Genomic DNA, 21,334 nt, shown 5'->3' with positions numbered 1-21,334 from the left:
TTGCGGCCCATCGCGGATAAATCCGCTCCTACAACGGTAGCGATGCAGGGGCGGGTTTATCCGCGATGGATTTCATGCCGATCTAGAGAAACTGCTCGGCATAGTGACAAGCCACCTGCCGCGTACCCACCTGCCTGAACGCCGGCACTTCCTTGGCACAGCGCTCGGTCGCATACGGGCAACGTTTGTGAAAGGCGCAGCCATCCGGTGGATTGAGCGGGTTGGGCAGCTCTCCGGCGATGCGGATCTTCGGTTTCAGGGGATCGGGATGGATTGCCGGCGTCGCCGAGAGCAGCGCCTGGGTATATGGATGCAGCGGCCTCTCGTAGATGTCCTCTTTCGGCCCCATTTCCGCCGGTCGGCCCAGATACATCACCAACACCTGATCCGCGACGTGTCGCACCACCGCCAGGTTGTGCGAGATGAACACGTAGGCGGTGTTGAACTCCTTCTGCAAATCCATGAACAGATTGAGCACCTGAGCCTGGATCGACACGTCCAGTGCCGAAGTAGGTTCGTCCGCGACCAGTACCTTGGGTTGTAGCATCATCGCCCGGGCCAGGGCGATACGCTGACGCTGGCCACCCGAGAACATGTGCGGGTAGCGCTGGTAATGTTCAGGGCGCAGGCCGACCTGTTCCATCATCTTCTGCACCTTTTCACGCCGCTCGGCCTTGCTCAGCGAGGTGTTGATCAGCAGCGGCTCGGCCAGCTGGTCGCCGATCTTCTGCCGTGGATTGAGCGAGGCGTAGGGGCTCTGGAACACCATCTGCACGTCGCGGCGCAGTTGCTTGCGTTCGGTTTTGCTGGCGCCTTTCACCTCGGTACCGGCGATCTGCAGCGAGCCGGACGACGGCTCTTCGATCAGGGTCAGCGCGCGGGCCAGGGTCGACTTGCCACAGCCGGATTCGCCCACCACGGCCAGGGTCTTGCCAGCCTCCAGCTCGAACGACACGCCATTCAGTGCACGCACCAGGGCATGGCCCTTGAACAGCCCGCGGGAGACTTCGTAATGCCGGGTAAGCTCCCGGGCGGAAAGAACGACGGCCATTACGCCACCTCCTGGTTCAGCGGGTAGAAGCAACGTGCCAGGCTATTGGCCTGGGGATCGAGGGGCGGGCGCTGGTGCCGGCAGTTGTCCTGCACATACGGGCAGCGCGGCGACAGCAGGCAACCTGCCGGGCGGTCGTAGCGCCCGGGGACGATGCCGGGCAGGGTGGCCAGGCGCTCGGCACCGAGGCTGTGCTCGGGAATCGCCGCCAGCAGCGCTTCGCTGTAGGGATGGGCGGGCAGGTCGAACAGCTCTGGCACCTGGCCGACTTCCACGGCCTGGCCGGCGTACATCACGCACACCCGCCTGGCGGTTTCGGCCACCACGGCGAGGTCATGGGTGATCAGGATGAGCGCCATGTTGCGCTCCTTCTGCAGGTTGACCAGCAGCTCCATGATCTGCGCCTGAATGGTCACATCCAGCGCCGTAGTCGGTTCGTCGGCGATCAGCAGCTTGGGCTCGCCAGCGATGGCCATGGCGATCGCCACACGCTGGCTCATGCCGCCGGATAATTGATGCGGGTAGGCATCCAGGCGGCTTTCCGCCGCCGGGATCTCGACCTTCTTCAACAGCTCCAAGGCACGCTGGCGCGCCGCCTTGCCCTTCAGGCCCAAGTGCTGACGCAGCACTTCCTCGATCTGGTAGCCCACGGTATAGCTGGGGTTGAGCGCGGTCATCGGGTCCTGGAAGACCATGGCGATGTCCTTGCCCACCACCTTGCGCCGCTGGCGCCCGCTGAGCTTGAGCATGTCGGTGCCATCGAAGGTCAGCGCGTCGGCGGTGATGCGCCCGGGGGCGTCGACCAGGCCCATCAGGGCCATCATCGTGACCGACTTGCCCGAGCCGGACTCGCCAACGATGGCCAGGATTTCACCGGCTTCCACCGTCAGGTCCAGGCCATCGACTACCGGTACCGCACTGGCGTCGCCGAAGCGCACGTTCAGGTTGTTGATCTGCAACAGTGACATGGCGTTCTCCTCAGGCGGCGTTCTTGAGTTTCGGGTCCAGCGCATCGCGCAGGCCGTCGCCCATCAGGTTGATTGCCAGGACACTGAGCAGAATGGTCAGGCCGGGCAGGCTCACCACCCACCAGGCGCGCTCGATGTAGTCACGGGCCGACGCCAGCATGGTGCCCCATTCGGGGGTCGGTGGCTGCACGCCGAGGCCGAGGAAGCCCAGGGCGGCGGCGTCGAGAATGGCCGAAGAGAAACTCAGGGTGGCCTGCACGATCAAGGGCGCCATGCAGTTGGGCAGCACGGTGACGAACATCAGCCGTGGCAGGCCGGCACCGGCCAGGCGCGCGGCAGTGACGTAGTCGCGGTTCAGCTCGCCCATCACGGCGGCGCGGGTCAGGCGCACATACGATGGCAATGAAACGATGGCGATGGCGATCACCGTATTGATCAGGCCTGGGCCGAGGATGGCGACGATGGCTACCGCCAGCAGCAGCGAGGGCAGGGCCAGCATCACGTCCATCAGGCGCATGATCGACGGGCCGAGCAATTGCGGGAAGAAACCGGCCAGCAGGCCCAGCAGGATCCCCGGGATCAACGACATCACCACCGACGACAGGCCGATCAGCAGCGACAACCGCGCGCCCTGGATCAGCCGCGAAAGCAGGTCGCGGCCCAGTTCGTCGGTGCCGAGGATGAACTGCCAGCTGCCACCTTCCAGCCACACCGGCGGGGTCAGCAGGAAGTCGCGGTACTGCTCGCTCGGGTCGTGCGGGGCGACCCACGGTGCGAACAGCGCGCAGAACACCACCAGGCACATGAAGGCCAGCCCCATCACCGCGCCTTTGTTGCGCGCGAAGGCTTGCCAGAATTCTTTGTACGGCGAAGGGTAGAGCAGGCTCTGGTCCACCGGACTGGCCGGTGTGACGGATTTCGGAATCGGGCTAGTCATGGCGAAGGCCTCAGCGCTGATGACGGATGCGTGGGTTGGCCAGGCCGTAGAGGATGTCCACGACGAAGTTGACCAGGATCACCAGGCAGGCGATCAACAGGATGCCGTTCTGGACCACGGGGTAGTCACGGGCACCGATGGCTTCGATCAGCCATTTGCCGATGCCCGGCCAGGAAAAGATGGTTTCGGTCAGCACCGCACCGGCCAGCAGCGTGCCGACCTGCAGGCCGAACACGGTCAGCACCGGGATCAAGGCATTGCGCAGGCCGTGCACGAACACCACGCGGGCGGGCGACAGGCCTTTGGCGCGGGCGGTGCGGATGTAGTCCTCGCGCAGCACTTCGAGCATCGACGAACGGGTCATGCGGGCGATTACCGCCAGCGGGATGGTACCGAGCACGATGGCTGGCAGGATCAGGTGCATCACAGCATCCTTGAACGCCCCTTCCTCGTCGCTGAGCAGGGTGTCGATGAGCATGAAGCCGGTTTTCGGCTCGATGTCGTAGAGCAGGTCGATGCGCCCGGATACCGGGGTCCAGCCCAGGCTTACCGAGAAGAACATGATCAGAATCAGGCCCCACCAGAAGATCGGCATCGAGTAACCGGCCAGGGAAATGCCCATCACCCCGTGGTCGAACAGCGATCCGCGCTTGAGCGCAGCGATCACGCCGGCCAGCAGGCCGACGATGCCGGCAAACAGCAGGGCGGCAAAGGCCAGTTCGAGGGTGGCCGGGAACAGCGTGAGGAACTCGTGCCACACGCTCTCGCGGGTGCGCAACGACTCACCCAGGTCGCCCTGGGCCAGCTTGCCAACGTAGTCCAGGTACTGGGCCGGCAGCGGTTTGTTCAGCCCCAGACGCTCCATGGCCTGGGCATGCATTTCGGGGTCGACCCTGCGCTCGCCCATCATCACTTCCACCGGGTCGCCGGGGATCAGGCGTATGAGCGCGAAGGTCAGCAAGGTGATGCCGAAGAACGTCGGTATCAACAGGCCCAGGCGCCGGGCAATAAAACTCAACATTGTCGGGGTTACCTCATCAGGCCGTGGGGCTATCAGCCCGTTACGGCGGGGCCGCCGGGCCCCGTGTGGGCGGCCGGCGGTCGTTGTTGTTCTACTTCACCTTGGTAGTGGCGAAGTTGTTGTTGGTCAGAGGGTTGATCACGTAGCCCTCCACGTTGTCACGCATGGCGGTGAACATCTTCGGATGAGCCATGCTGATCCAGGGTTGTTCGTCATCGTACACCTTCAATGCCTCGTTATAGAGCCTTGCACGCTCGTCGTTGTCGATCACTTCGCGGGCGCGGCTGATCAGCTCCTGGAACTTAGGGTTGCACCAGCGCGCATAGTTCTCGCCGCTTTTCACGGCATCGCAGCTGAGCAGTGGGCTGAGGAAGTTGTCCGGGTCGCCGTTGTCACCAGCCCAGCCAGTGGACACCAGGTCGGCTTCGCCCTTTTTCGCCCGGCGCAGCATTTCGGCCCATTCCATGATGCGGATATCCAGCTTGAGGCCGATCTGCTTGAGGTCGGCCTGCAGCATCTCGGCCGACAGGCGCGGGTTGGGGTTGGTCGGGCCACCGCCGTTGCGGGTGAACAGCGTGAGCACCGTGCCGGGTGGTACCCCAGCTTCCTTGAGCAGTTCGCGCGCCTTGGCCAGGTCGCGGGGCGGGTTCCTGTTCTCGTTGTTGTAGCCGATCATGGTCGGCGGGTAAGGGTTCACGCCTACCAGCGCATTGCCCTTGCCGAACAGCTGGTCGACGTGGGTCTGGCGGTCGAAGGCCATGTTGATGGCTTTGCGCACACGCACGTCGCTCAGGTATTTGTGTTCGGTGTTCATCGAGATGTAGCCGGTGACCAGGGCCTCGATCTCCTCGACCTTGAGTTTCGGGTCCTGCTTGATCGACGGCACATCGTCGGGCTTGGGATAGAGCGCCACCTGGCACTCGTTGGCGCGCAGTTTCTGCAGGCGCACGTTGCTGTCGGTGGCGATGGCGAACACCAGCGCATCGGCCGGCGGCTTGCCGCGGAAATAGTCCGGGTTGGGCTTGAAGCGGACCTGGGCGTCCTTGTTGTAGCGCTGGAAGATGAACGGGCCGGTGCCGATCGGCTTGCTGTTCAGCTCGGCGGTGTTGCCAGCCTTGAGCAACTGGTCGCCGTATTCGGCGGAGTAGATCGAGGTAAAGCCCATGGCCATGTCGCGCAGAAATGGCGCTTCCGGTCGGGTGAGGGTAATCACTACGGTGTGCTCATCAACCTTGCTGACCGACTTGAGCAGTTCCTTGAACCCCATGCTTTCGAAGTACGGGTAGCCAACGCTGGTCTTGCGGTGCCAGGGATGGTTCGGGTCGAGCTGGCGATTGAGGCTCCACAGCACGTCATCGGCGTTGAAGTCGCGGGTCGGCTTGAAGTAGTCGGTGGTGTGGAACTTCACCCCTTGACGCAGATGGAAGGTGTAGGTCAGGCCGTCGGCGGAGATGTCCCAGCGCTCAGCCAGGGCCGGCTGGATATCGGTGGTGCCAGGCTTGAAATCGACCAGACGGTTGAACACCGTCTCGGCCGAGGCATCGGCGGTGACCGCAGTGGTGTACTGGACGATGTCGAACCCTTCCGGGCTGGCTTCGGTGCATACCACCAATGGTTTGGCCGCCAGTTGCGTGGCACTGCCCAGAAGCAGCGCGGCCAGGGCCAGGCGCAGTGGCCGCGATTTCATGAAAGCTCTCTGCATGGGTTGAAACTCCCTGCTTGCATTGATTCCAGCGTAGCCGCCACGGCCCGCAGCAAAGCAGGCCGTGGCGCTGGCGGTCAGAGAATGTTGAATGGAATGGTGGTAACCACCCGGAACTCATCCAGGCTGCCATCGCCCTGGGCCTTGCTGGCGCGGTGCGCGGTGTAGGTGGCACGGATGCTGGTGTCTTTCAGCGGCCCGCTCTGTACTGCGTAGCTGGTGCCGAAGCCCCACTCGTAGTGGGTTTCGCCATCCAGGCCGTTCACGTCGTAGGCGGTACCGCGGTAGTGGGTACCATCGATACCCCAGCCGCGGGCGTTGTACAGATTGAACTTCAAGCCCGGCACACCGTATGGCGCCATGTTCAGCACGTAGGAAAGTTGCAGCGATTTCTCGTTGGGGCCGTTGAAGTCCGACAGCAGCGAGTTGGCCAGGTAGATGCCGTTGGTTTCGTGCAGGTAGTCGAAATACTCGTTGCCGTTGACCTGCTGCCACGAGGCACTGACGGTGTGGGCCTGGTGGGTCAGGCCGAACGACAGGCTGTAGGTGTCGTTGTCGATTTCGCCCATCTTCTGGCCGCCGGCGTCGACGGTCTTGTAGTAGTTCAGGCCGGTGCTCAGGCTCAGCACTGCACTGTCGCCGAGCACATGGTTGGCGCCGAAGTAGTACTGGTTCCAGAAGTCGTCGACCTTGGTGGCATACAGACTGGTGGTCAGGCTCTTGAACGGCTGGTAGTTGATGCCGGCGGTGCTGGCGCGGTCGGTTTCAACGCCAGTGGCGCTGTACTCGCTGCGGAACTTGCTGAGGCTCTGCTCGGTGCGTGGCGAGACGCGGTCGAAGGTGCCCAGGTCGAAGCTCAGGTTGTCGAATTCGGCGCTGTGCAGGAATGCACCCTGGAAGCTCGAGGGCAGGGCGCGGTTGCCGATGTAGGCGATCATCGGTGTGTCCACCGATTGACGGCCAACGGTCAGGGTGGTGTTGGACACGCGTGCCTTGATGTTGGCCAGGCCCATCTTGCTCCACTGGCCGACCGGGTCGCCGTCGCTGTGGGTCAGGGTGCGGTTGTTCGGCCCGGCGATTGCGGCACGGCCCTGTTCCAGGGCGATGGCGTTGTAGCCGGCAGCCTCGACGGCAAAGCCGACGGTGCCCTGGGTGAAGCCGGAGCTGTAGTTGAGGATGGTGCCCTGCACCCAGTTGTCACGGCTGTGGGTGTCGTGGCGGGTGCCGTCGCTCTTGTAGTACTTCCAGAGCGGGGCGCGCGTGGCGCGTTCGCGCGCGTACCAGTTGCGAGTGCTGCCGGACAGGCTCTGGCCGTCGATGAAGCCGCTGGCCTGCTCCTGCTCGCTGCTGCCTTTGAGGGTGACGGGCACATAGTCCTGGCTTTGCGGGTCGGCCTGGGTCACGGTGGATAAGGCACTGATGGATAACGCCAGTGCGGTCAAGGTGAATAGTCTCAAGGTAAAAGCTCCCTTTCTGTTCTTCTAGTTATTCCCTGGCTTTGTGGGCCGGGGCTCTTGCTGCGGTGTTGCCGGGGTTGCCCGGGGTCGCCGGGCTGAATCGGGGCGTTGCGCTGCTGGCCCTATCGCCGGCAAGCCAGCTCCCACAGGTACGGCGCAGACGCCGAAACCTTTGCTGACCCTATGGGAACGGGCGGGGCGAGCGAGAACCGCTGCAGGCTGGAAATCAATCAACACTCACGCCGGAGAAATCATTGCGCCCGAACGGGCTGACCTTGAACTCGGAAACCTTGACGCTGAGCGGCTGGTTCACCGTGGAATGCGCCACCGGGGTAATCGGGACCTGTTGCTTGAGGCGTTGCTGGGCCTGCTGGTACAGCGCCGTGCGTTGGGTGCGGTCGGTGACCTGCTTGGCCTGCTTGACCAGGCGGTCGTACTGCGGGTCGCACCACAGCGAATAGTTGTTGCTGCCGATCGCGTCGCAGTTGTAAAGGGTGCCCAACCAGTTGTCCGGGTCGCCGTTGTCGCCGGTCCAGCCGATCAGGGCGATATCGTGCTCGCCGCTTTTCATGCGTTTGAGGTACTCACCCCATTCGTAGCTGACGATGCGCACCTTGAAGCCGAGCTTGCTCCAGTCGGCCTGGAGCATTTCTGCCATCAGCTTGGCGTTGGGGTTGTACGGGCGCTGCACCGGCATGGCCCACAGGGTGATTTCGCTGCCGGGCTTCACGCCGGCCTGCTGCAGCAGCTGGCGGGCTTTGTCCGGGTCGTAGGGCGCATCCTTGATGCTGCTGTCATAGGACCACTGGGTCGGCGGCATGGCGTTGACGGCCAGTTGGCCGGAATCCTGGTACACCGCCTGGAGGATCGCCTGTTTGTTCACCGCCATGTCCATCGCCTGGCGCACTTCCAGGCGGTCGAACGGCGGGTGCTGGGTGTTGTAGGCGATATAGCCGAGGTTGAAGCCCGGTTGCTGCAGTACCTGCAGCTTGCTGTCGGCCTTCAGCGCAGGCAGGTCGGCCGGGCGCGGGTGCAGGGTGACCTGGCATTCGTTGCGGCGCAGCTTCTGGATGCGCACCGAAGGGTCGGTGTTGATCGAGAACACCAGGTTGTCGATCTTCACCTCCTCTGGTGCCCAGTAAGCCTGGTTGCCCTTGTAGCGAATCTGCGAGTCCTTCTGGTAGCGCTGGAACGTGAACGGCCCGGTGCCGATCGGTTGCTGGTTGATGTCGCTGGCGCGTCCGCTGGCTAGCAACTGCTCGGCGTATTCGGCGGAAAGAATCGAGGCAAAGCTCATGGCCAGGTTCTGGATGAAGGCAGCATCGACCTTGTTCAAGGTGAAGACGACGGTCATGGCGCCGGTCTTCTCGACACGGGCGATGTTCTTGTCCAGGCCCATGCTGACGAAATAGGGGAACTCGGTCGGGTAGGCCTGGCGGAACGGGTGGCCCTTGTCGAGCATGCGGTTGAAGGTGAACAGCACGTCGTCGGCGTTGAAGTCGCGGCTGGGGGTAAAGGCCTTGTTGCTGTGGAATTTCACCCCCTCGCGCAGGTGGAAGGTGTAACGCAGGCCATCGTCGGACACCTCCCAGCGTGTCGCCAGGGCTGGTTGTACGGCGGTGCCACCACGCTCGAACTCGACCAGGCGGTTGTAGATGGGTTCGGCGGCGTCGTTGTCGGTTGCGCTGGTGTATTGCGCGGTGTCGAAGCCGGCGGGGCTGCCTTCGGAGCAGAACACCAGGTTGTTGGCCAGCACGGCCGGGGCCTGGCTGATCAGGCCCAGAGCAAGCAGGGTGGAAAGACGAGTGACAGGGCGCATGGCAAGTCCTTTTACGTCTGTTGGCGCCGCCTCTCGGTACGAATGGCGGCAACAGTTCGCCGACCCCGCCACGCGTAGCGGCGGGACGGCATGAAGGGGTGGTGGAGCTGGTGGGGCACCCGCCGCTCAGCGGGTGCCGTGGCTAGCCTATTTGTCCACGCTGACGCCGTAGAAGGAGTTCAGTCCGAACGGGCTGATCTTGAAGTCCTTCACCTTGGCGCTCATGGGCTGGTATACCGTGGAGTGGGCGATCGGGGTGATCGGCACCTGTTCCTTGAGCATGCGCTGTGCCTGCTGGTATAGCTCGGTGCGCTTGGCCTGGTCGGAAGTGGCCTTGGCCTGCTTGATCAGGTCATCGTAGGGCTTGTAGCACCACTTGGAAAAGTTGTTGCCGTTCATGGCATCGCAGCCGTACAGGGTGCCCAGCCAGTTGTCCGGGTCACCGTTGTCACCGCTCCAGCCGATCAGCATGGCGCCCTGCTCGCCACCCTTGGAGCGTTTGATGTATTCACCCCATTCGTAGCTGACGATCTTCGCCTTGATGCCCACCTTGGCCCAGTCCGATTGCAGCATTTCTGCCATCAGCTTGGCATTGGGGTTGTATGGGCGCTGTACCGGCATGGCCCACAGGGAGATCTCGGTACCTTCCTTGATGCCGGCTTCCTTGAGCAGCTGCCTGGCCTTTTCCGGGTTGTACGGGGCGTCCTTGATGCTGTCGTCATAGGACCACTGGGTTGGCGGCATGCCGTTGACTGCCAGTTGGCCTGCGCCCTGGTAGACCGACTCGATGATCTTCTTCTTGTCCACGGCCATGTCCAGCGCCTGACGGACTTTCAGCTGGGCCAGCGGGTTGGCTTCGTTGCTGCCCTTGATCTTGTCCATCACGTTATAGGCGATGTAGCCGAGGTTGAAACCGGCCTGGTCCGGCATCTGCAGCTTGGGGTCCTGCTTCAGCGGCTGGATGTCTGCCGGGCGCGGGAACAGGGTCACCTGGCACTCGTTCTTCTTCAGCTTCTGCATGCGCACCGAGGCGTCGGTGGTAATGGCGAAGATCAGGTTGTCGATCTTCACCTCATCAGGCTGCCAGTAGTCCTTGTTGCCCTTGAAGCGGATCTGCGCGTCCTTCTGGTACTTGCTGAACACGAACGGGCCGGTGCCGATCGGTTTCTGGTTGATATCGGCAGCCTTGCCGTCCTTGAGCAGTTGGTCGGCGTATTCGGCGGACTGGATCGAGGCGAAGCTCATGGCCAGGTTCTGGATGAAGGCGGCGTCGACCTCGTTGAGGGTAAACCTCACCGTGTGTTCGTCGAGCTTCTCCACTTTGGCAATGTTCTTGTCCATGCCCATGTCGGTGAAGTACGGGAACTCGGTGGGGTAGGCCTTGCGGAACGGGTGGTCCTTGTCGAGCATGCGGTTGAAGGTGAACAGCACGTCGTCGGCGTTGAATGCGCGGGTGGGCTTGAAGTAGTCGGTACTGTGGAACTTGACCCCTTCGCGCAGGTGGAAGGTGTAGGTCTTGCCGTCGTCGGATACTTCCCACTCGGTCGCCAGGCCCGGGATGACGGCGGTGCCGCCGCGTTCGAACTGGGTCAGGCGGTTGAACACGGTCTCGGCAGAGGCGTCGAAATCGGTCCCTGTGGTGTATTGCCCTGGGTCGAAGCCGGCCGGGCTGCCTTCGGAGCAGAACACCAGGTTGGACGCGGCGAGGGCCGACGGTGCCCCGGAGAGCAAGCCTGCACCCAGCAGGAACGGAATGACTGCGTGTTTGAGCATGGTGGCCTCATTGTTGTCATTTTTCGATTTGAGGTGGCCTCGTGAGCCGACCTGCGGATACTTATGCAGGGGGTATACCCATTGCAATATGGCAAGTGTTCATTGACGCCAGAAAAGTGGTACGACCGTACATGGATGTCGCATTGGTATAACTTTTCAGCAAGTTGAACGTTTGCGAGGGCAAAATGATGGCTTTTTACGGGATGTTTCGGGGCGGGAGAAGCTGTAGGAGGCACCGTATTGGTGCGTAGGAATGTTCTGAAAGGCGTGAAACTGACGCGGCCTTCGAGGGAGCGGGCTTACCGCTCCCTCGAACGGATCAAGGCATCTGTACCTCGATCAGGCCATCGGCATTCATGCTGACTTCACTGGTACCGGCCTCGATATCTGGTGCCGGTGCCGCCTCATCAGCCCCCATCGCCTTCATTGCCATTGGTGCACTGCGCAGGTATGGGCGCGGGTAACCACTGCTGTTGAGGTTCAGGCTGACCACCTTGTAGCCTTTGCCGCCCAGCGCCTCGGTCGCCAGTTGTGCACGTGCCTTGAATGCATCCACTGCATCCTTGAGCAGTGCATCCTCGCTGGCCTTGCGCGTGGCCGGGGCGATGGAGAAGTCCATGCCGCCCATCTTCAGCTCTTGCAGCAGGTCGGCAGTCAGTTGCGACAGGGCCGGGAAGTTGGCGCTTTCCAGACGCAGCTCGGCACGCTCGCGCCAGCCGGTGATCTTCTGGCCCTTGCTGTCATACACCGGGTAGCTGTTGCGGCTGCCCTGGCTGATCTTCACGTCCTTGACCTGACGCGACTGCTGCACCGCCTTGTTCATGGTCTCGGTGATCTGCTGGGCCAGCTTGCCGGGGTCGCTGTTCTGCGCTTCGCTGTACAGGGTCACGACCATCAGGTCACGCGCCACTTCCTTGCTGACTTCGGCACGCAGCGATACCTGGTTGTAGCGCGGTTCATCGGCAGCCAATGCCGGCAGGCTGGCGAGCAGGCCGCAGGACAGGATCAGCGCGGCGCCGCGACGAGGGTTTTGCATGGGATACTCCTTGGCAATAAAAGGCGTGGGCTCTGGCCATCCATTCCACGCATGGGCCTTCAGACCGGCAACAGTGTAGTGGGTTCAAAAGTGCCATCATGGACTTGTGACAAAGTGTGGCGCTTTGCCGCATCACTGCAGCGCGGCGCCGGGCTTCGGTATACTCCAGCCGATTTTCTGGAGCACTCATCAGGAGAGCTCATGCTCGCCGCCGTACAACCGCTGTCCGCTACCCGCCAGAACCTCTGGCGCCTGACCGTCATTCGGGTCCTGGTCCTGGCTGCCCAGGCTGGCTCCGTGGGCGTCGCCTACTGGACCGAACTGCTGCCGCTGCCCTGGCTGTCGCTGGCCGGCACCTTGGCCTTGTCCTCGCTGTTGTGTGCCTTCACGGCCCTGCGCCTGCGCCTGTCGCTGCCGGTCACCGAGCTTGAGTATGCCCTGCAGCTGGCCTGTGACCTGCTGATCCACAGTGCCTTGCTGTACTACTCCGGCGGTTCGACCAACCCGTTCGTCTCGTATTACCTGGTGCCGCTGGCGATTGCTGCGGTGACCTTGCCGTGGCTGTATTCACTGATTCTCTCCGGCATTGCGCTGACCGCCTACAGCCTGCTGCTGGTGCAGTTCTACCCGCTCGAAGGCTTGCCGATGGCGCGGGACAAGATGCAGGTTTACGGCATGTGGCTGAGCATCGCCCTGGCCGCTGCTGTGATCACCTTCTTTGCCGCACGCATGGCCGAAGAGTTGCGCCGCCAGGAGCAGTTGCGCTCCGAGCGGCGCGAGGAAAGCCTGCGCGACGAACAACTGCTGGCCGTGGCCACCCAGGCCGCCGGCGCGGCCCATGAGCTGGGCACGCCGTTGGCGACCATGAGCGTGTTGCTCAACGAGATGCGCCAGGACCACGCCGACCCGCTGCTGCAGGAAGACCTGCAGATCCTTCAGGACCAGGTCAAGCTGTGCAAGGAAACCCTGCAACAGCTGGTGCGTGCTGCCGAGGCCAATCGGCGCCTGGCGGTGGTGGAGCAGGAGGTGACCGCCTGGCTCGACGAAGCGCTCAACCGCTGGCACCTGATGCGTCCGGAGGCCAGCTACCGCTTCCAGCGCCTGCGCGACGGCCAGGTACCGCGCCTGACCCCGCCACCTGACCTGACCCAGGCGCTGCTGAACCTGCTGAACAACGCCGCCGATGCTTGCCCCGATGACCTTGAAGTGCGCCTGGACTGGGACGCCCATGACATCGTCATCAGTATCCGCGACCATGGCCCCGGCGTGCCGCCGGCCATTGCCGAAGCCATCGGCAAACCCTTCATTACCACCAAGGGCAAAGGCTTCGGCCTTGGCCTGTTCCTGAGCAAGGCCAGCGTGACCCGTGCGGGCGGCTCGGTGAAACTCTATAGTCATGAACAGGGTGGCACCCTGACCGAACTGCGCCTGCCCCGTGGCAAGCGAGGAGATGAATGATGAGCGAAGAAAACCAGGTCGAAAGCGAAGAGCTCCCGCACCTGTTGCTGGTGGACGACGATGCCACCTTCACCCGGGTCATGGCCCGTGCCATGAGCCGCCGCGGTTTTCGTGTGAGCACTGCCAGCTCTGCCGAGGAAGGGTTGCTGCTGGCCCAGCAGGATTTGCCGGACTATGCCACGCTGGACCTCAAGATGGATGGCGACTCCGGTCTGGTGCTGCTGCCCAAGCTGCTGGAGCTGGACCCGGAAATGCGTGTGGTGATACTGACCGGCTACTCGAGCATTGCCACCGCCGTGGAAGCGGTCAAGCGTGGCGCCTGCAACTACCTGTGCAAACCGGCCGATGCCGATGATGTGCTGGCGGCGTTACTGTCGGAGCACACTGACCTGGATACCCTGGTGCCGGAAAACCCGATGTCGGTCGACCGCCTGCAGTGGGAGCACATCCAGCGTGTGCTGAACGAGCACGAGGGCAATATCTCGGCCACTGCGCGGGCGCTGGGCATGCACCGCCGGACCTTGCAGCGCAAGCTGCAGAAGCGCCCCGTCCGGCGCTGACTGCCTGCTTCGGTACCGGCCTCTTCGCGGGTAAACCCGCTCCTGAAGGTATTCACGGGGCTCTCGAGACCTGCGCAGCCACTGTGGGAGCGGGTTATCTGCGGAGGCCGGTATTGGCAGAAACTTATTGATATAGCCCCCTCGATCCCCGCAATTCCTGACGCGTTGGCGTATCATTAGCCGCCTAACGGCAACTCCTCCAGGATCGCTTGCGCATGCTCGCCCTTCTTATCCAGACGCTGAACATCACGGCACCGGTATTCGCCATGCTGTTCATGGGTGTGCTGCTCAAACGCATCCGTCTGATCGATGACAATTTCAACCGCGTTGCTTCGCAGCTGGTGTTCAACGTGTGCATGCCAGCGCTACTGTTCCTCGGCATCTACCACGCCGACCTGGGCGCTGCGGTCAAGCCTGGGGTTCTGCTGTATTTCATCGCCGCCACTCTGGTCGGTTTCGCCATCGCCTGGGGCCTGGCCATCTGGCGCTGCCCCGAGGAAGATCGGGGCATCTACACCCAAGGCGCCTTCCGGGGCAACAATGGTGTGATCGGCCTGGCCCTGGCCGCCAGCCTTTACGGCGACTACGGCATTTCCCTGGGGGCGGTGCTCGCCGGCCTGGTGATCCTCCTGTACAACTCGCTGTCGGCGGTGGTGCTGGCGGTGTACAGCCCGTACCTGAAGTCCGATCCGTGGAGCATCTGCAAGAGCATCTTCAGCAACCCGTTGATCATCAGTGTGCTGGTGGCCACGCCGATGGCCTACGCTCAGGTGCCGCTGCCCAACTGGCTGCTCACTTCGGGCGACTATCTGGCGCAGATGACCTTGCCGCTGGCGCTGATCTGCATCGGTGGCACCCTGTCGCTGGCGGCGCTGCGCGACAGCGGCAGGCTGGCCATGGATGCCAGCCTGGTGAAAATGGTCTGGCTGCCGCTGGTCGGCACCCTGGGTGCCTGGTTCTGCGGCTTCCGCGGGGCCGAACTGGGCATCCTGTTCCTGTACATCGCTAGCCCGACCGCAGCTGCCAGCTACGTCATGGCACGGGCAGCCAACGGCAACCATGAGCTCGCCGCATCGATCATCGTGGTTACCACGCTGATGGCGGCGATCACCACCAACATAGGCATTTTCATCTTGCAGTGGGGCGGATGGATCTAGATCCTTCACTGCAAATAACACAACAACACTGCCTCACTGAGCTAAAGGACACTTCATGCAAGACCAGAGCACGCCCGAGCGGTTGCAGCGCGGGCTGAAGAATCGCCATATCCAGCTGATTGCGCTGGGCGGGGCTATCGGCACCGGGTTGTTCCTGGGCATCGCCCAAACCATCCAGCTGGCCGGTCCCTCCGTGCTGCTGGGTTATGCCATTGCCGGCCTGATGGCCTTCCTGATCATGCGCCAGCTGGGCGAAATGGTGGTGGAAGAGCCGGTGGCCGGCAGTTTCAGCCACTTCGCGCACCAGTACTGGAGCGAGTTCGCCGGTTTCGTCTCGGGCTGGAACTACTGGGTGGTGTACGTGCTGGTCGGCATGGCCGAGCTCACCGCAGTGGGCATCTATGTGCAGTACTGGTGGCCGGGCTTCCCCACCTGGGCCACGGCAGCAATCTTCTTCGTGGTGATCAACCTGATCAACCTGACCCAGGTGAAGGTCTATGGCGAGATGGAATTCTGGTTCGCCCTGGTCAAGGTGGTCGCTATTGTCAGCATGATCGGTTTCGGTGCCTGGCTGCTGACCAGTGGCCATGGCGGCCCGGATGCCAGCGTGGCCAACCTGTGGCAGTACGGTGGCTTCTTCCCCAATGGCGTCACCGGCCTGGTAATGGCGCTGGCGGTAATCATGTTCTCGTTCGGTGGCCTGGAGCTGGTGGGCATCACTGCTGCCGAGGCCGACAACCCGCGCCAGAGCATCCCCAAGGCCACCAACCAGGTGGTGTACCGTATCCTCATCTTCTACATCGGCGCCCTGGCGGTGCTGCTGTCGCTGTACCCGTGGCAGAAGGTGGTGCAGGGCGGTAGCCCGTTCGTGATGATCTTCCACGAACTGGACAGTGACCTGGTGGCGACCATCCTCAACATTGTGGTGCTCACGGCCGCGCTGTCTGTGTACAACAGCTGTGTCTACGCCAACAGTCGCATGCTGTTCGGCCTGGCCAGCCAGGGCGACGCGCCACGGCAGTTGTTGAAGGTCAGCCGCAGTGGTGTGCCGCTGACCGCGCTGGGCGTGTCGGCGCTGGCTACCGGGCTGTGTGTGGTGATCAATTACCTGATGCCGGGCGAGGCCTTCGGCCTGCTGATGGCGCTGGCGGTATCGGCGCTGGTGATCAACTGGGCGAGCATCAGCATTACCCACCTGAAGTTCCGCAAGGCCAAGCTGGCGGCCGGGATCATCCCGTTCTACAAGAGCTGGGGGCACCCGTTGACCAACTACCTGTGCCTGGCGTTCATCGTACTGATCCTGGTGGTGATGTACCTGACCCCGCCGATTCGCATTTCGGTGATGCTGATCCCGGCGTGGATCGCCGCGCTGTGGGTGGCCTTCAAGCTGAAGAAGGCTCGCCAGGCCAACTGACGCGGCCGGCCCTTGCAGGAGCGCCCTTCGCGATACAAGGCCGCTCCTGCAGCTTTCAGCCTTGATCGCTGTCGATCACTTCCTGCGCGGCCCGGAACGCGTCGATGGCCGCCGGTACCCCCGCATACACTGCGCAATGCAGCAGCGCTTCGCGAATCTCCTCCACCGTACAACCGTTGTTCAACGCCCCGCGTACATGTCCCTTGAGTTCTTGCGGGCATTTGAGTGCCGTGAGCGTGGCCAGGGTAATCAGGCTGCGCGTCTTCAGCGGCAAGCCGTCGCGCGCCCACACGCTGCCCCATGCATGTTCGTTGACGAACTCCTGTAGTGGCCGGGTAAAGTCAGTGGCATTGCCCAGGGCGCGGTCAACGAACGCATCGCCCATTACCTGGCGGCGAATCTGCTCGCCGGTCTTGTTGTTATCAGCCATGTTGTTTTCCTCAGTGTTGGCGGCGCCAGGCACGCACGGTGGTAAACAGCAACACCACGGCGAGCACCGGCAGCACGTAGTACATCAACCGTTCCAGGCGACCGGCCAGCGGCAGGCCCATGGTAAACGCCGCTACATGCAGCCCATAGGCCAGGTACAGGCAGAGGAACACCATGCCCTCGGCGCGGGTGATGCGGTAACCGGAATAGAACACCGGCAGGCTCAGCGCGGCAACGCCGAGCATCACCGGCAGGTCGAAGGCCAGGGCGTTGGGTGAAATCGACAGCGGTTCGGGGGTGACCAGCGCGGTAAGGCCCAGTACGGCCAGCAGGTTGAACAGGTTGCTGCCGATCACCGTACCCACGGCGATTTCCCGTTCCCCTCGCAGGGCGGCGATCAGCGCGGCGGCCAGTTCCGGCAACGAGGTGCAGATAGCGACCACGGTCAGGCCGATGATGCGCTCGGACAGGCCGAGGTCGGTAGCCACTTCCACGGCGGCTTCCAGCAGCAGGTGGCCGGCCAGGCTCAGCAGGCCCAGGCCTGCCAGTACCTGCAGCAGCGTGCCTGACCAGAAGCGCCCGACGCTGGCGACGACGGTGGCCGGGGCAGGGTAGGTGCGCGCGTAGTGACGGGACTGATGCCAAAGCGTTGCCAGGTAAGCGGCCAGGCCGACCAGCAGCAATGCGCCTTCGGTCCGGCCCAGGTGGCCGTTGGCGGATAGCCCGTAGATCAGCCCGCTGGCTGCGATCATCAATGGAATGTCAAGGCGTACCAGTTGCCGCGAGACGCGCAGCGGAATGATCAGCGCGGCCAGGCCGAGAATGACCAGCACGTTGAAGATGTTGCTGCCGATTACGCTGCCCACCGCTACATCCGGTGCTCCCTGGTAGGCGGCCTGCAGGCTAACCGTCATTTGCGGCGCGGTACTGCCGAAGGCTACCAGGCTCAGGCCGATGATCAGTGGGCGTACGTGCAGGCGCTGGGCCAGGCGCAAGGCTGCGCGTACCAGCAGTTCGGCGCCAGCCACCAGCAACAGCAGGGCAATGCCCAGTTGCAGAAGGCTGAAGGTAGCAAGGGTGGCCAGGTCGAAAATGGGCGGACTCCTGTCGGGTCAGTCGCTAAGCCCTTGTACGCGCACCCGCGCGGTTCCGCTACGGACCATGCCGATTTTTTCCGCCGCGGCGCGTGACAGGTCGATGAGGCGGCCCCGGGTATGCGGCCCACGGTCGTTGATTCGCACCACCACGCTGCGCTGGTTGGTTGTGTTGGTAACCAGTACGCGGGTGCCGAAGGGCAGGCTGCGGTGGGCGGCAGTCAGGCCATTCTGGTTGAAAGGTTCGCCGCTGGCGGTGCGTTTGCCGTGGTGGCGCGAGCCGTAGTAGGAGGCGGTGCCGGTCTGGTCATAGCCGCGCGGGTCGATGTCATGGCTGGCGCAGCCGGCCAGCAGGGAATAGAGGGCGAGGGTGCTCAGGGATCGTTTTAGCAAGTCAGATGCTCCGCTGTTGCATTTGGGGCCGCTGTGCGGCCCATCACCGGCAAGCCAGCTCCCACAGGGACCCACGGCCGTTGAGGGCGGTGCTGTAGCTGTGGGAGCTGGCTTGCCGGCGATCGAGGGCGGAGCCCTCGCCGCATTTTCAAATCACCCTTCGAGCTTGGCCTTGAGCAATTGGTTCACCTGCCCGGGGTTGGCCTTGCCTTTGGAAGCTTTCATCGCCTGGCCGACGAAGAAGCCGAACATCTTGCCACGCTTGGCCTCGTCGGCGGCGCGGTACTGTTCGACCTGCTCGGCGTTGGCTGCCAGCATCTCGTCGAGCATCTTGTCGATTGCACCGGTATCGGTGACCTGCTTCAGGCCTTTGCTGTCGATGATGCTGTCGGCATCACCTTCACCGGCGGCCATGGCTTCGAACACGGTCTTGGCGATCTTGCCGCTGATGGTATTGTCGCGGATACGCAACAGCATGCCACCTAGCTGCGCGGCGCTGACCGGTGCCTGGTCGATCTCGATGCCCAGCTTGTTCAGCAGGCTGCCCAGTTCGACCATAACCCAGTTGGCAGCCAGCTTGGCGTCGCCACCAATCTTCACCACTTCTTCGAAGTAGTCCGCCTGTTCGCGGCTGGATGCCAGCACGTTGGCGTCATAGGCCGACAGGCCGTACTGCTTCTGGAAGCGCTCGACCTTTTGCGTCGGCAGCTCTGGCAGGCCGGCGCGGACGGTTTCCAGGAAGCTGTCCTCGATCACCACCGGCAGCAGGTCCGGGTCCGGGAAGTAACGGTAGTCGTTGGCTTCCTCCTTGCTGCGCATGGAGCGGGTCTCGTCCTTGTTCGGGTCGTACAGGCGGGTTTCCTGAACTACCTTGCCGCCGTCCTCGATCAGGTCGATCTGGCGCTGGATCTCGCTGTTGATCGCGCGCTCGATGAAGCGGAACGAGTTGACGTTCTTGATCTCGCAGCGGGTGCCGAATTCGGTCTGGCCTTTCGGTCGGATCGATACGTTGCAGTCGCAACGCAGCGAGCCTTCGGCCATGTTGCCGTCACAGATGCCCAGGTAACGCACGAGCGCGTGGATAGCCTTGACGTAGGCCACGGCTTCCTTGGCGCTGCGCATGTCCGGCTCGGAAACGATCTCCAGCAGCGGGGTGCCGGCACGGTTGAGGTCGATGCCGGTGGAGCCGCTGAAGTCTTCGTGCAGGCTCTTGCCGGCGTCTTCCTCCAGATGCGCACGGGTTACCCCGATGCGCTTGATGGTGCCGTCTTCCAGGGCGATGTCGAGGTGGCCCTTGCCGACGATGGGCAGGTCCATCTGGCTGATCTGGTAGCCCTTGGGCAGGTCGGGGTAGAAGTAGTTCTTGCGCGCGAACACGTTGCGCTTGCCGATCTCGGCGTCGATGGCCAGGCCGAACATGCACGCCATGCGCACGGCTTCCTGGTTCAGCACCGGCAGTACGCCGGGCATGCCCAGATCAACCAGGCTGGCCTGGGTGTTCGGCTCGGAACCGAAGGTGGTGGCGCTGCCGGAGAAGATCTTCGACTGGGTGGCGAGCTGAGTGTGGATTTCCAGCCCGATCACAACTTCCCATTGCATGTGTGAATTCCTCAGAAGCCGTTGGGGGCGCGGGTGTGCCAGTCGGTCACTTGCTGGTAGCGGTGCGCGACATTGAGCAGGCGGCCTTCCTGGAAGTACGGCGCCAGCAGTTGCACGCCGACCGGCAGGCCATCGACGAAGCCGGCTGGCATCGACAGGCCCGGCAGGCCTGCCAGGTTGGCGGTGATGGTGTAGACGTCTTCCAGGTAGGCGGCGACCGGGTCGCTGCCCTTGGCGCCGAGCTTCCAGGCCGGGTTTGGCGTGGTCGGGCCGAGGATCAGGTCGACGTCGTTGAATGCGGCCATGAAGTCGTTCTTGATCAGGCGGCGGATCTGCTGCGCTTTCACGTAATAGGCGTCGTAGTAGCCAGCCGACAGGGCATAGGTACCGACCATGATGCGGCGCTGCACTTCCATACCGAAGCCTTCGCCCCGGGAGCGCTTGTACAGGTCGGTCAGGTCTTTCGGGTTTTCGCAGCGGTAACCGAAGCGCACGCCGTCGAAACGCGACAGGTTGGACGAGGCTTCAGCCGGGGCGATCACGTAGTAGGCCGGAATGGCGTGCTGCATGTTCGGCAGGCTGATTTCCCTGACCACCGCGCCGAGCTTTTCCAGTTCCTTGACGCTGGCCTGGACCAGATCGGCGATGCGCGGGTCGAGGCCGGCACCGAAGTACTCCTTCGGCAGGCCGATGCGCAGGCCCTGCAGCGAGGCGTTGAGGCTGGCGCTGTAGTCCGGCACCGGCTCCTCGATGCTGGTGGAATCCTTGGCATCGAAGCCGGCCATGCCTTGCAACAGCAGGGCGCAGTCTTCGGCGGTGCGTGCCAGCGGGCCGCCCTGGTCGAGGCTGGAGGCGTAGGCGATCATGCCCCAGCGCGATACGCGACCGTAGGTTGGCTTGAGGCCGGTAAGGTTGGTCAGCGCCGCCGGCTGGCGGATCGAACCGCCGGTGTCGGTGCCGGTAGTGGCTGGCAGCAGGCGCGCGGCCACGGCTGCGGCCGAACCGCCCGACGAGCCGCCGGGGACGTGCTCGAGGTTCCACGGGTTCTTCACCGCGCCGTAGTGGCTGGACTCGTTGGCCGAACCCATGGCGAACTCGTCCATGTTGGTCTTGCCCAGGGTAACCATGCCGGCTTCGGCCAGCTTGGCGACCACGGTGGCATCATACGGTGCCTTGAAGTTGTCGAGCATCTTCGAGCCGCAGCTGGTGCGTACGCCGTTGGTGCAGAACAGGTCCTTGTGGGCGATCGGGGCACCCAGCAGCGCACCGGTGTCGCCGGCGGCGCGACGGGCGTCGGCAGCACGCGCCTGGCCCAGGGCCAGGTCTTCGGTGACGCTGATGAAGCTGTTGATCTGTGGGTCGAGCTGCTTGATGCGCGCCAGCAGGGCGCCGGTCAGCTCTTCGGAGGAAAACGACTTGTCGGCGAGTCCGCGGGCGATCTCGGCCAGGGTCAGTTGATGCATGGC

Annotated in this window: 18 protein-coding genes; 4 read left to right on the top strand and 14 right to left on the bottom strand. The window is 63.3% G+C overall.

Annotated features, from left to right (window positions below):
• Window positions 1–82 precede the first annotated feature (82 nt).
• From ACVWZT_RS04430 to ACVWZT_RS04390, 9 genes are all read right to left on the bottom strand, one after another.
• Window positions 83–1,051 (bottom strand): peptide ABC transporter ATP-binding protein, encoded by a 969-nt coding sequence (locus ACVWZT_RS04430; protein WP_296231694.1) that lies wholly within the window; start codon window positions 1,049–1,051, stop codon window positions 83–85.
• Window positions 1,051–2,019 (bottom strand): ABC transporter ATP-binding protein, encoded by a 969-nt coding sequence (locus ACVWZT_RS04425; RefSeq protein WP_296231692.1) that lies wholly within the window; start codon window positions 2,017–2,019, stop codon window positions 1,051–1,053. Before ACVWZT_RS04425 ends, ACVWZT_RS04430 begins: the two co-directional genes overlap by 1 nt.
• Window positions 2,020–2,029: 10 nt before the next feature.
• A complete protein-coding gene (locus ACVWZT_RS04420; protein WP_063911340.1) occupies window positions 2,030–2,956 on the bottom strand; it encodes an ABC transporter permease subunit in 927 nt (308 codons plus the stop codon).
• 10 nt (window positions 2,957–2,966) lie between these two features.
• Window positions 2,967–3,977: an ABC transporter permease subunit gene (locus tag ACVWZT_RS04415; protein ID WP_296231688.1), complete on the bottom strand. Its 1,011-nt coding sequence runs from the start codon at window positions 3,975–3,977 to the stop codon at window positions 2,967–2,969.
• Window positions 3,978–4,068: 91 nt separating this feature from the next.
• Window positions 4,069–5,679, bottom strand: coding sequence for an ABC transporter substrate-binding protein (locus ACVWZT_RS04410; RefSeq protein ID WP_457468325.1), 1,611 nt, complete (start codon window positions 5,677–5,679; stop codon window positions 4,069–4,071).
• 77 nt (window positions 5,680–5,756) lie between these two features.
• Entirely contained in the window at window positions 5,757–7,136 is a 1,380-nt protein-coding gene (locus tag ACVWZT_RS04405; RefSeq protein ID WP_296231685.1) for an OprD family porin, read from the bottom strand.
• 226 nt (window positions 7,137–7,362) lie between these two features.
• Window positions 7,363–8,955, bottom strand: coding sequence for an ABC transporter substrate-binding protein (locus ACVWZT_RS04400; protein ID WP_457468323.1), 1,593 nt, complete (start codon window positions 8,953–8,955; stop codon window positions 7,363–7,365).
• A 147-nt stretch (window positions 8,956–9,102) separates the two neighbouring features.
• Window positions 9,103–10,728, bottom strand: coding sequence for an ABC transporter substrate-binding protein (locus tag ACVWZT_RS04395; RefSeq protein WP_457468321.1), 1,626 nt, complete (start codon window positions 10,726–10,728; stop codon window positions 9,103–9,105).
• Window positions 10,729–11,047: 319 nt separating this feature from the next.
• Window positions 11,048–11,764, bottom strand: coding sequence for an SIMPL domain-containing protein (locus ACVWZT_RS04390; protein WP_225780523.1), 717 nt, complete (start codon window positions 11,762–11,764; stop codon window positions 11,048–11,050).
• Between the two features lie 201 nt (window positions 11,765–11,965).
• Between ACVWZT_RS04390 and ACVWZT_RS04385 the strand changes: the two genes are divergently transcribed.
• The 4 genes from ACVWZT_RS04385 to ACVWZT_RS04370 all read left to right on the top strand — a co-directional run bounded on the left by ACVWZT_RS04385 (window position 11,966) and on the right by ACVWZT_RS04370 (window position 16,353).
• The gene (locus tag ACVWZT_RS04385; protein ID WP_296231677.1) at window positions 11,966–13,222 is read left to right on the top strand and encodes an ATP-binding protein; all 1,257 of its coding nucleotides are present in this window, start codon (window positions 11,966–11,968) and stop codon (window positions 13,220–13,222) included.
• A complete protein-coding gene (locus ACVWZT_RS04380) occupies window positions 13,222–13,782 on the top strand; it encodes a response regulator transcription factor (RefSeq protein WP_186673416.1) in 561 nt (186 codons plus the stop codon). The genes ACVWZT_RS04385 and ACVWZT_RS04380 overlap by 1 nt, the downstream gene beginning before the upstream one ends.
• A 215-nt stretch (window positions 13,783–13,997) precedes the next feature.
• Window positions 13,998–14,939: an AEC family transporter gene (locus ACVWZT_RS04375; RefSeq protein WP_457468319.1), complete on the top strand. Its 942-nt coding sequence runs from the start codon at window positions 13,998–14,000 to the stop codon at window positions 14,937–14,939.
• Between the two features lie 55 nt (window positions 14,940–14,994).
• A complete protein-coding gene (locus tag ACVWZT_RS04370) occupies window positions 14,995–16,353 on the top strand; it encodes an amino acid permease (RefSeq protein WP_296231675.1) in 1,359 nt (452 codons plus the stop codon).
• A gap of 55 nt (window positions 16,354–16,408) precedes the next feature.
• Here ACVWZT_RS04370 and ACVWZT_RS04365 read toward each other — a convergent pair whose 3' ends face one another.
• The 5 genes from ACVWZT_RS04365 to gatA form a co-directional block, all read right to left on the bottom strand.
• Window positions 16,409–16,783: a carboxymuconolactone decarboxylase family protein gene (locus tag ACVWZT_RS04365; RefSeq protein ID WP_296231674.1), complete on the bottom strand. Its 375-nt coding sequence runs from the start codon at window positions 16,781–16,783 to the stop codon at window positions 16,409–16,411.
• A 10-nt stretch (window positions 16,784–16,793) separates the two neighbouring features.
• Window positions 16,794–17,834: a calcium/sodium antiporter gene (locus ACVWZT_RS04360; protein WP_457472018.1), complete on the bottom strand. Its 1,041-nt coding sequence runs from the start codon at window positions 17,832–17,834 to the stop codon at window positions 16,794–16,796.
• Between the two features lie 60 nt (window positions 17,835–17,894).
• Complete coding sequence (locus ACVWZT_RS04355; protein WP_457468316.1) at window positions 17,895–18,269, bottom strand: septal ring lytic transglycosylase RlpA family protein; 375 nt, start codon at window positions 18,267–18,269, stop codon at window positions 17,895–17,897.
• Window positions 18,270–18,422: 153 nt separating this feature from the next.
• Window positions 18,423–19,868: an Asp-tRNA(Asn)/Glu-tRNA(Gln) amidotransferase subunit GatB gene (gene gatB / locus ACVWZT_RS04350; RefSeq protein WP_296231671.1), complete on the bottom strand. Its 1,446-nt coding sequence runs from the start codon at window positions 19,866–19,868 to the stop codon at window positions 18,423–18,425.
• An 11-nt stretch (window positions 19,869–19,879) separates the two neighbouring features.
• Complete coding sequence (gatA, locus tag ACVWZT_RS04345; protein WP_296231670.1) at window positions 19,880–21,331, bottom strand: Asp-tRNA(Asn)/Glu-tRNA(Gln) amidotransferase subunit GatA; 1,452 nt, start codon at window positions 21,329–21,331, stop codon at window positions 19,880–19,882.
• Window positions 21,332–21,334: the final 3 nt, after the last annotated feature.

This window comes from Pseudomonas sp. TE21394, from assembly GCF_054057835.1.
The sequence above is the reverse complement of the archived record's forward strand: the minus strand, read 5'-3'. Positions and strand labels throughout refer to the sequence as shown.

Excerpts from the sequence above, each read along its gene's own strand:
- ACVWZT_RS04430 (WP_296231694.1), bottom strand. The coding sequence starts at position 1,051 with ATGGCCGTCGTTCTTTCCGCCCGGGAGCTTACCCGGCATTACGAAGTC.
- ACVWZT_RS04425 (WP_296231692.1), bottom strand. The coding sequence starts at position 2,019 with ATGTCACTGTTGCAGATCAACAACCTGAACGTGCGCTTCGGCGACGCC.
- ACVWZT_RS04420 (WP_063911340.1), bottom strand. The coding sequence starts at position 2,956 with ATGACTAGCCCGATTCCGAAATCCGTCACACCGGCCAGTCCGGTGGAC.
- ACVWZT_RS04415 (WP_296231688.1), bottom strand. The coding sequence starts at position 3,977 with ATGTTGAGTTTTATTGCCCGGCGCCTGGGCCTGTTGATACCGACGTTC.
- ACVWZT_RS04410 (WP_457468325.1), bottom strand. The coding sequence starts at position 5,679 with ATGCAGAGAGCTTTCATGAAATCGCGGCCACTGCGCCTGGCCCTGGCC.
- ACVWZT_RS04400 (WP_457468323.1), bottom strand. The coding sequence starts at position 8,955 with ATGCGCCCTGTCACTCGTCTTTCCACCCTGCTTGCTCTGGGCCTGATC.
- ACVWZT_RS04395 (WP_457468321.1), bottom strand. The coding sequence starts at position 10,728 with ATGCTCAAACACGCAGTCATTCCGTTCCTGCTGGGTGCAGGCTTGCTC.
- ACVWZT_RS04390 (WP_225780523.1), bottom strand. The coding sequence starts at position 11,764 with ATGCAAAACCCTCGTCGCGGCGCCGCGCTGATCCTGTCCTGCGGCCTG.
- ACVWZT_RS04385 (WP_296231677.1), top strand. The coding sequence starts at position 11,966 with ATGCTCGCCGCCGTACAACCGCTGTCCGCTACCCGCCAGAACCTCTGG.
- ACVWZT_RS04380 (WP_186673416.1), top strand. The coding sequence starts at position 13,222 with ATGAGCGAAGAAAACCAGGTCGAAAGCGAAGAGCTCCCGCACCTGTTG.
- ACVWZT_RS04375 (WP_457468319.1), top strand. The coding sequence starts at position 13,998 with ATGCTCGCCCTTCTTATCCAGACGCTGAACATCACGGCACCGGTATTC.
- ACVWZT_RS04370 (WP_296231675.1), top strand. The coding sequence starts at position 14,995 with ATGCAAGACCAGAGCACGCCCGAGCGGTTGCAGCGCGGGCTGAAGAAT.
- ACVWZT_RS04365 (WP_296231674.1), bottom strand. The coding sequence starts at position 16,783 with ATGGCTGATAACAACAAGACCGGCGAGCAGATTCGCCGCCAGGTAATG.
- gatB (WP_296231671.1), bottom strand. The coding sequence starts at position 19,868 with ATGCAATGGGAAGTTGTGATCGGGCTGGAAATCCACACTCAGCTCGCC.
- gatA (WP_296231670.1), bottom strand. The coding sequence starts at position 21,331 with ATGCATCAACTGACCCTGGCCGAGATCGCCCGCGGACTCGCCGACAAG.